The sequence below is a fragment of the Acinetobacter sp. YH12152 genome (genome assembly GCF_013418285.1).
Taxonomy (GTDB): Bacteria; Pseudomonadota; Gammaproteobacteria; order Pseudomonadales; family Moraxellaceae; genus Acinetobacter; species Acinetobacter amyesii.
In genome coordinates this window covers 1-8,819 of the sequence record NZ_VPCH01000074.1, presented here as the reverse complement: position 1 = coordinate 8,819, position 8,819 = coordinate 1, and the positions used below count along the sequence as shown (strand labels likewise).

The following is an 8,819-nucleotide window of genomic DNA, read 5'->3' as shown; positions in this document are numbered from 1 at the left end:
CGTCTAGTCCGGCATTTTCCAATACTGTGTTTACAACATTGGCAAAAGTTGCTCGGCTGTCCTTCAGGATCTCGGGACCATGGTCGTTGAAGATTCTTTGTTTCTTTCCTAATTCGCCTTTTTCATTGATGAGTCTGGTCGTGAACATCATGTGTACGTGATAGTTTTTATTATTGGTTTCATCGTTATGTTCATGTGGTGCATGGATGCAGGCATCGACAATAACATTGTGCTTGTTCACAAAGTCTCGGCAAAAGTCATCAACGATTTTTATGCGTTCTGCATCTGTTAATTCATGTGGTAAAGCACAGATATATTCTTTGGCGAGTCGTGCATTGGCTTTCATTGAGCCATTGGCATTGAATTCTTTTTTTTCTACTGTATTCCAAAGTGTTTGACGGTCTAAAAGTTTTGTATTGGTATGTTCTGGTGCATAAATATTTTTGTATTCAAGTCCCTTTTTTTTAGTGTAGTCCTGAGTCTTTCCAAAAGTCAGATCCTCTAATTTTTCACAGGCACGATAAGCAGCACAAGCAACGGCTGAACGTCCGTCACTTCGTGAGATGTTGCTTTCATTCAAATGAAAAATTGCCACTTTAAAAACCTAAATTTCTGCATACCGTGGTTTTGATTTTTGCAACTTTGAAAAAGTTTCTGACCATGCTAAAGCGAGGTCATGGGGTACAGGGGTTTCCCCTGTCGCAACGTCCACTTTTGAATGAAATGATAAAAGTGGGTAAGTGCGCCCTTCGTTTCACTCCGGGAAAACTTCGCTTCGCTACGTTTGATATTGCTCGCTTTGTTTTTTGACTCTATGATGATGTTTGATTATTGATCATCACGGTTTAATACTATGTCAGATATTCAAGAAAAGAAAGATGCAGTTTTAAAGAAACTCACCAAAGCACAGCAGAAAAAATTATCCCTGCAAGAGCAAATTGAGTATTTAAAAAAAGAACAAGAGCAGATCTTAGAACAGGCAAAACAGAAACAGAATGAGCTTAAACTCAAACAGCAAAAACTTTTAAGCGAAGCAAAAGCCCAAGAACGGAAAAATGAAACTAGACGGAAAATTTTGCTTGGCGCTTGGGTTTTGAATAAATTTAAGAATGATGAATCTTTTAAACATCAATGGGCTGATTTTGAGCAGTTTTTAAGTGCGGAAAGTAAGACAGAAGAAAATAGACAGAAAGATAAAGAGCTTTTTAATGATCTTTTTAAGGGAAAGTTCTAAATTTCATATAAGAGATTTTATGTTAAATAAGTTAAATAAATGGATATTTTGCAGTAGGTTTTTTGAGTCTCTTTGGCACTATATGTTGTAGTCAATTTTTAAAAATTGACTACATATAGAATAAGTGCGTAATATCAGTTAAGTAAAATATTAATTTAATGGTATTTTTAATTGTATAATTTGTAGAGTATTTGTTGAAATTATTAAAATTTTTTTAAATCCCTATCAATAGGTTAACTTATAAGTTAATATTTTTATGACTATAACTCTAGTTCAATGCAAATCAACTGGACATCCTAACCCAACACAAACTTTTAAGATTACAGATAACTCTTGGAAAATCTTTAAATGTTTTTCTACAGAGACTCCTGAAAGTAACTTTCATGAAGATGTAAAACGATTGCTACCAATTGATCGAAAGAAAGCTCAAATCTTATTTGTTCAGTTAGGTAAGAGATGCGAGTCTGGGCAAAATTTATCATTTTTTTATGATAAGAAAGCATTGCATGATGCTTTAGAGTTTAGTTATACCGATGTGTCAGGTGCTACAGTAATAGATAAAATATGGCGTATTAGACAAGGTGATCTACGTTTATATTTTATATATTTCCCACCTGGAAAGCGTCTTGTTCTTTTAAACATATGGGTAAAGAAACAAGATAAATTAACTTCTTCAGAAAAGAACGCATTAAGTGATTTAGCTGAAAAGGTAATGAAGTCTTGTTTATAGCCCTAGAGGTTTATATGAGTAAAGAAATTTCCACTGCATTAAATTTAGATGATGTTATGGATTTTGATTTTTTCGATTTTTCAGATTTAGATCCTATAGATTTGAAAAAAGATGCTATAGCTGCCGATCTATGTGCATTAATGGCTTTTAAAAATATATCTAGAGTTGAGTTGGCAAAAAAACTAAATTGGAAATTGAGTCAAGTTAGTAAAGTTTTGTCAGGAAAACAGAATTTAACTATAAGTACTATTTCTAAAGTTTGTTTTGCACTTAAATATGATTTTCAGATTAGTTTTCATGAAGAACATGAGCAACTGAATGTACAGCCATGGGAAAGAAATTTACAAAGTATTGTTAATTTAAAAAACAATACTACTGAAAATTGGCATGTTTTATATAAAAAACAATCTCCTGTGGAAATTGTTATAGATATTCTTTCAAACAAGGTATCTGATTATTATTTAACACCAATATCTGTAAATTCATATAACAATAAAATGACTCTAGGTGAAAAGAAAACTTCAGTAGTTAACCCTCATTTGAAAGCTCTACAGCGCAATGAAGCACCAAGTCTAACAAAAGTTTTATATAAGGATTTATGTAATGTCTAAAGCAGTTAAACGATCTGCTGAGCACGAACTTAAGTTTGCTCAAAGTCATAAAACAATTTATGCAGATCATATTATGAGATTTGCATTTGGTCCTGTTGTATCCAAATTAGATTTTGGTATCTCACATGAGCTAGGGGATCAATTACCAGAAATCTCTACAACAGTTATTATTCCAACGCCCAATTTATTAGATGTTCTTCCTTTAATCATTGAACAAAGTAAGAATCCTGAAGTTAAGGATGAAATGGTTTCTAAACTCAAAAATATTATCGCAAAATTTGAAGAAGAAGCTTAAAACATAATAAAAAAGCCCGATAACATGTTGGGCTTTTTTATTGAATATAAAGCTAATATATAGCTTTACTCATCTTCATCATATTCAGGTAAGGTGGCATAAGACTGGCCTATCTTGTTTAGATCTTCGAATGAAAAAGTACGGATAGGTTTTTTACTGCCTTTTTGGGCTTCGGAAATTCGATCTTTCGCTGGTTTAGATATATCTTTATAAACTAACCAATGTTCACCAGACTTAGGATTTTTTTTCATATCATCAAGAAATTTTTCCGCATCATCCTTATCTGCTTTTTTATTTTTTACATCCACCCTTACCTCAGTCATTAAGGATGAGCAAGAAATTTGAGATGCCCCATTATCTCGAATATCTTCAAATTTTTCGCCTAAATTTGAAGGAGCATATAGATATAAATCTCCTCCTCCATCAGCCGTATTTGTAGTAGTAAATCTTGTAAAATCTAACCGTCTCTCTTTTAAAGCAATTTCAGCAACAGTTATTGTAAAACGCATTTCCCCCTTTTTTCCTTTCGACATATTTACATACTCACTTTAATTTTAACTAATTGATTGTTATATAGTTCTTTTAGTTCAACTAGTTCCTTAATATTTAATAACATATGTAAATCTGAAGTTATCTTTTCATAATTGGTCGCTAAACTCTGTCTATCTGTAGCTAACAATTTAAAAATTTTTTCTTTTAAAAAGCCCTTTATTTTTTTCACATCATCATCTAGAAAATTAAACTCTGTTTCACAATCATCATCATCACTTTCAGGGATTAAAGTAGATATTAAATTAAACTCATCTTTTAGATCATTTAGTAACGCTTCATTAATATCTGCACGTAATAAAGTTTTGCTATTTTGCTCATTAATTTTGTTTTCATTATTGGGCGTAAACTCTATTAAACTTAAAAAAGAAGACAACTTTATCTCCAATCAAATAAAAAATTATATTTTATAGAGTAGCTTACTTAGAGTCATAAATGTTTTTAATTTTTCCTAAAATTAACATGATACGTCTTATCCGAAACAATTTAGACAATAAAAAACCCCAGCATCCTGCCGGGGTTTTTTATTGGAACATTCGGTCTCTGTACTCTTACGTATCTTATATAGCGCCATCTTGGTGCTCATTTTTTAATTCTAAGGAACTTCCTGTTCCTGACGAATTAATCATATGAATATTCTAGTATTCCGAATAGCAGCAAAGGACCTGAATTGACGTAAGTAAATGCTTACAAAGATGATTAAAAACTGTCCCAGGTTTATCCGCAGGAAATGGGGATAATTTTAGATCCTGGGACGTTGAGAACATTGGAAAAACCGAAAAATTGACTACTTTTTAAACAAAATTATTGGCAAGAACTATCAAAACCGCTCATAAAAAAGCCGACTTGTTTCCAAGCCGGCTTTTGAACATCGTCGAGCACATTCTTTATATCATAAGTTTTTGATTTTTATAAGTTTCAATGTATGCGTTTCGTATAACGCCCATTATGTTAAATGTATAACTTTATAAAGTGTTAATTTTAAAGTCTTCCAATGTTTTGCCTTTTTCTTCTAATAAATTATGAACAAACTCAGGCTCTAATTTCAGCATCAGTTCAATAGCATCATGGATTTTCCAAAATTGTAATTCAGGATGATCTATTATTTGGATTAAATGGTTTTTAATTAAAGGAATATATTCATCGTATTTTTCATCATCAATTAACCAAAATAAGCGACTAATATCAAATGGTTCTGTATTAGATATTTCTATAATCTTTTGTATAGGATGAAATATTTTTATTCTAGCCTGTTCACCAAATCCTAGATCAGCTTGGAATGCCCAATAACGAACAAAAGCTCTAAGTACATGCTGAAGTGTATCATCATAACCATGTAAACGATGATCTATATAACCAACTAATTTATTTTCATTTAATAAATTTACTAATGCATCAAAACCAGAGGATTGTCCCCAATTAGTCAGAAGTTTTGCTGCCTCAAATACAATATTTTCATCAGAAGAATTTAATAAATTTATGACTTGTTCTATACGATCTTCAGGAATATCTTCTGGATCTAAATCTGTTGCATCACATGCGTAATCTGCATGAGTAGGAACGTCATGCAGTAATACAGAAATTTCTTTATTCATTAAGCCACTCATTAATAATTATCTTAAGATTTTCTAAAATTAACATAATACACCTTATACGAAATGCTGTATAATTATCCTTATAATTCAACGATGTAGTTTCTAGTTGATAGCCCATCTTCCCCAAGGTGGGCTTTTTTTATGATTTTTCACGTTCCACGCCTATTATTTAAGCAATGTTTCACGATTTTGATTAGCTCAATTGAATAATCAGGATGCCTGGTCTTTTTCTTTTTGGCGTTCATTCAGCTCTTTTTTCAGCTCCTTTTTATCCTGGTACGATGCGATCAGCATGATCGGGATCAACAGCGGGGCCACAATAATGCCTAGGGCAATGTCTTTCAGTTTCGGCATGATCTTTCTCCCTTAGTCATTATCAAAAACAGCATTCAGTACACGGCCAAATAAGCCACGTTTTTTGTGTTGTGGCACTGCCACATTCTGCAACGTGGCATGCTGTAGCGTTTGGGTGTGGTATGCCGTAGTTTCTTGCTGTGGCACTGCCACATTTTCTGCAATATTTAATTCATTATTCTTTTTATTATCATTATCTTGTTGTGTTGTCGCATGCTGTGGTAGATCGGTGTCGCATGCCGTAGCATCTTGTTGTGGTGCTGCTGTGGCAGGTGCAACACTTTTCAGCTCAATGAGTGTTTGCATACGGTCAATTTGTTGCATTAACCGTTCTTCACGTTCTTGGTATTTTTTGACTTCATTTTCTAAATGGGCAATAAGTTTTTTTGTAGACTCATCACCTTCTTGCTTAGATGATTCAATTTTTTGAGGTATTTGCTCAGGTTCTCCAAAGCATCGGATGACCTCTGCTAGATCGAATTGTCCATCACTGGAGCGTGATAAACGTCCGTTACGTACAGCTCTGTAAATGGTTGATCTATCCACATGGAATTTTTTAGATACTTCACTTAGTGATAACTTAGCCATTTACGGTGTCCTTTTTATTTGATGGCATATATCCCACTTTTTTTAGGTATGGGTATAGTTCTTTTATTCGGTCAGGGTCTTGCAGCATCTCAGCAATACGAACAGCAAATTGCGGATAGCTTTCAGTTCCCTGGGAATAACGACCCATTTCAGGAAGTTCAGAAAGTTTATTTGCAAACATATGGCGTTGTGCATCAGTCATCTTCGTAAAGAGATCTAACGTATTCGGATCTCTTTCTATCGGTGGGTTGTCCTTCTTTTTCTGTTTAAAAGTAAAAGAGAATCCTGAAATTGATCGACCTCTTTTGTGTTGCTCATACTTCACAGTGATATCTGTATGTTCGTTAATTTGTTTAATAGCAAGCTCAAGTACACTAGTTTTAAAGCGTTCCATACGCTTGTACTCTGTATCGAGTACGCCAATTCTTTGACGGAAATCACTTAGCTCTATAACAGGAGTAGAGCCAGTACTTCTCCAAGCAATTAATAATTCATATAAGCGAACAGCATAAGCACTGCTGAGATTACTAACTTGTTGCAATTCGTATTTAGTGAAATGCTCTTCTAAGCGTGTAATTAAGGGAACTATGGCAGGGGCAAAGATAAGTTTAACTACTGCTTCATTATCTACATATCCAATTTCACTAACCCAACGGGATCTATAGTTCTCAATATTCCCTCGTTCATTTATTTTTTGATAGCTAAATTGTCTTGCAAATAAATCATTACAGGCATCTTTTAATGCTTGATAAGCCGTATTGCGATGTACGCCAAATTGATTGATATAACTTTCTGCATGTACTTCAAGGGGATCATTAGCATTAATACCTTTCCCGCTTTCTCTTGCCTCAACAATGGCCAATAAAATTAAACGTTGTTCTACTAAATCTAAGTTATAGCTTGCATTAATTAAGGCATTGTCTTTTACAACTAATTCTCTCATGAAGCACCAGTATTATTTATTATGCTATGACACAATAATTAATTTTAGTGCTATAAGCAAGGTAAACGGTGTCATATTGCAAGGTAAACGGTGTCATATTGCAAGGTAAACGGTGTCATATTGCAAGGTAAACGGTGTCATATAGCCTTTGAAAGTATTGCCAATAAAGGCTTTCAGCGTGTCTAAAAGTATTTAAAAACTTTAAAATAATTAAAAGCCCAGGAAAGGAAAAATTGCCCTTGGTTTTCGCTACGCTCAAACTCTATTGAATCTCGCTTTCGCTCGATTCGTTGGGGCAATTTTTTGGCTCATTGGGTTGTGACTTTAAAAAAAAGCAAAAGCAACTAGGAATTCGCTTCGCTCATAAGCTTTTTACTCGCTTCGCTCGACATAAAGCCATCGTAATCAGTTCGCACCCATTCGGGATGCTCTGATTCTGAGTTCTTGATACACAGGGGAGCCTGTAATCAGGGAAAAACAGGTGAAAAAATTTAGATCCCTGTAGTTCGCTCGTAGACACTCGCTAAATGCTCTCATTTGCGATTTAAGAGTTTTTTCTTAACTCAACTATAAATCTACTGTGGTTTAGCAAAACATCGCTAAAAACCCTATTTTTTTGCGTTTAAACAGCATTCACCAAGGTCGGTAATCGTTGTTATTTTCATTTTCTGGTTTTTTAGGCTCATTTTTCTGCTGTTTTTCCAATTCTTGGCGTTTTAAAAATGCCAAATGTTCTCGTTCGTGTCTTTCTTGTTCATAGCGTTGTTCTTTTTGCTCTCGTTCTTTACGTAATTGCTCTCTAAATTCACTTTCTCTGCGATCATTTTCAATTCTTCGTTGCCGATCTACTTCCGCTTGGCGTACTTGCTGCATTCTTTCTTGTTCAATTTTGAGATCATCTGCCCGTTTTGCTTTAAGGAGGGGACTCATATCATCATTAAAATCATGTAGGGTATCGAATGAATGAACGTACTCTCGTTTTAGCTTCTGCCAAAACGTGGGTTTTATCGTTGGTCGTTCAATCCCATTATTTTCCAGTATCTCTGAGCATTGACCTAAGCGTTGGACGACATTCTCAATATCGTATTCTTTAGCAAGTTGTTCGACCTCGGTTGCGTATTCTCTCCAGTTCTCATTTTTTGCCTGTTCTACTGATTTTTCAGTCGCATAAAAATCAGGTTTTTTTATATCTCTGTAAGTATGATGGTAAGAGTCATAAAACAAATTATTGGTATGTAGGTAAAAATCGCTTTTGTTTTCTGCTAACCATCGTTTTGTCTTGGTGAGATTTGATTCAATCTGCTTTTGATTATCAGCAGCATTGCTTTGAATGGTGTAAAACTGATTGGCAAATTCTGCATAAATATCTTGGCACCGGATGAAGTCATCATATGCGTTGTCGATCTGTTGAACCTGTTGTTCTTGCAGGCGTTCTTCTTCTAGGTTGAGATTTACTAATTCTGCTAAAAGCTCTTTTTCTTCTGCTTCGGTTAACTGAAGTTCGTTTTCCAGCTGGGTAATCTGATCTTCTAATCGACTTGGAACAATAATTTCTTGATCAAGGCCCTTGATGATCTGTTGGTATTCTCGTGCAGCATCTAAATTTTTGGCTTTGATTGCATCATTTTCAAGTGCAATTCTTGGCAGCACAATTTCAGTGTTACGTTCTTCAAGCGGTCTTTTTTGTTCCTCGTCATATTGTCTGCGAAGTGCTGTAGCTTCATGCCCTTCATGATGAGTGGGTTCAAGAAAGTCTAAGCCCTGATCCTTGTAACTCCGGTGGTCGATGCGTTCGTCTAGTCCGGCATTTTCCAATACTGTGTTTACAACATTGGCAAAAGTTGCTCGGCTGTCCTTCAGGATCTCGGGACCATGGTCGTTGAAGATTCTTTGTTTCTTTCCTAATTCGCCTTTTTCATT

Annotated in this window: 12 protein-coding genes; 4 read left to right on the top strand and 8 right to left on the bottom strand. The window is 34.6% G+C overall.

Annotation, left to right across the window (positions count from 1 at the left end):
• A partial coding sequence (locus FTU83_RS16060) for a MobA/MobL family protein (protein WP_373686448.1) occupies window positions 1-595 on the bottom strand: 595 nt, incomplete at its 3' end.
• A gap of 258 nt (window positions 596-853) precedes the next feature.
• Here FTU83_RS16060 and FTU83_RS16055 point away from each other — a divergent pair.
• The 4 genes from FTU83_RS16055 (at window position 854) to FTU83_RS16040 (ending at window position 2,870) form a co-directional block, all read left to right on the top strand.
• Window positions 854-1,234, top strand: a complete 381-nt coding sequence (locus tag FTU83_RS16055; RefSeq protein ID WP_227552390.1) for a hypothetical protein — start codon at window positions 854-856, stop codon at window positions 1,232-1,234.
• A 256-nt stretch (window positions 1,235-1,490) separates the two neighbouring features.
• Window positions 1,491-1,964, top strand: a complete 474-nt coding sequence (locus FTU83_RS16050; RefSeq protein ID WP_180006194.1) for a hypothetical protein — start codon at window positions 1,491-1,493, stop codon at window positions 1,962-1,964.
• A gap of 14 nt (window positions 1,965-1,978) precedes the next feature.
• On the top strand, window positions 1,979-2,575 hold the full coding sequence (locus tag FTU83_RS16045; protein ID WP_180006195.1) for a helix-turn-helix transcriptional regulator: 597 nt from the start codon (window positions 1,979-1,981) through the stop codon (window positions 2,573-2,575).
• Window positions 2,568-2,870, top strand: a complete 303-nt coding sequence (locus FTU83_RS16040; RefSeq protein WP_180006196.1) for a hypothetical protein — start codon at window positions 2,568-2,570, stop codon at window positions 2,868-2,870. Before FTU83_RS16045 ends, FTU83_RS16040 begins: the two co-directional genes overlap by 8 nt.
• Window positions 2,871-2,935: 65 nt before the next feature.
• Here FTU83_RS16040 and FTU83_RS16035 read toward each other — a convergent pair whose 3' ends face one another.
• From FTU83_RS16035 to FTU83_RS16005, 7 genes are all read right to left on the bottom strand, one after another.
• Complete coding sequence (locus tag FTU83_RS16035) at window positions 2,936-3,403, bottom strand: hypothetical protein (RefSeq protein WP_180006197.1); 468 nt, start codon at window positions 3,401-3,403, stop codon at window positions 2,936-2,938.
• Window positions 3,404-3,405: 2 nt separating this feature from the next.
• Complete coding sequence (locus tag FTU83_RS16030) at window positions 3,406-3,795, bottom strand: hypothetical protein (protein ID WP_180107277.1); 390 nt, start codon at window positions 3,793-3,795, stop codon at window positions 3,406-3,408.
• Between the two features lie 589 nt (window positions 3,796-4,384).
• Complete coding sequence (locus tag FTU83_RS16025) at window positions 4,385-5,014, bottom strand: hypothetical protein (RefSeq protein WP_078194520.1); 630 nt, start codon at window positions 5,012-5,014, stop codon at window positions 4,385-4,387.
• Window positions 5,015-5,224: 210 nt separating this feature from the next.
• Complete coding sequence (locus tag FTU83_RS16020) at window positions 5,225-5,368, bottom strand: hypothetical protein (protein ID WP_179990932.1); 144 nt, start codon at window positions 5,366-5,368, stop codon at window positions 5,225-5,227.
• Between the two features lie 12 nt (window positions 5,369-5,380).
• On the bottom strand, window positions 5,381-5,956 hold the full coding sequence (locus tag FTU83_RS16015; protein ID WP_121533511.1) for a plasmid replication DNA-binding protein: 576 nt from the start codon (window positions 5,954-5,956) through the stop codon (window positions 5,381-5,383).
• Window positions 5,949-6,899: a replication initiation protein RepM gene (gene repM / locus FTU83_RS16010; protein ID WP_121533513.1), complete on the bottom strand. Its 951-nt coding sequence runs from the start codon at window positions 6,897-6,899 to the stop codon at window positions 5,949-5,951. Before repM ends, FTU83_RS16015 begins: the two co-directional genes overlap by 8 nt.
• 633 nt (window positions 6,900-7,532) lie before the next feature.
• Window positions 7,533-8,819: MobA/MobL family protein (locus FTU83_RS16005; protein ID WP_180124334.1), on the bottom strand; the 1,287-nt coding region annotated here is incomplete at its 5' end.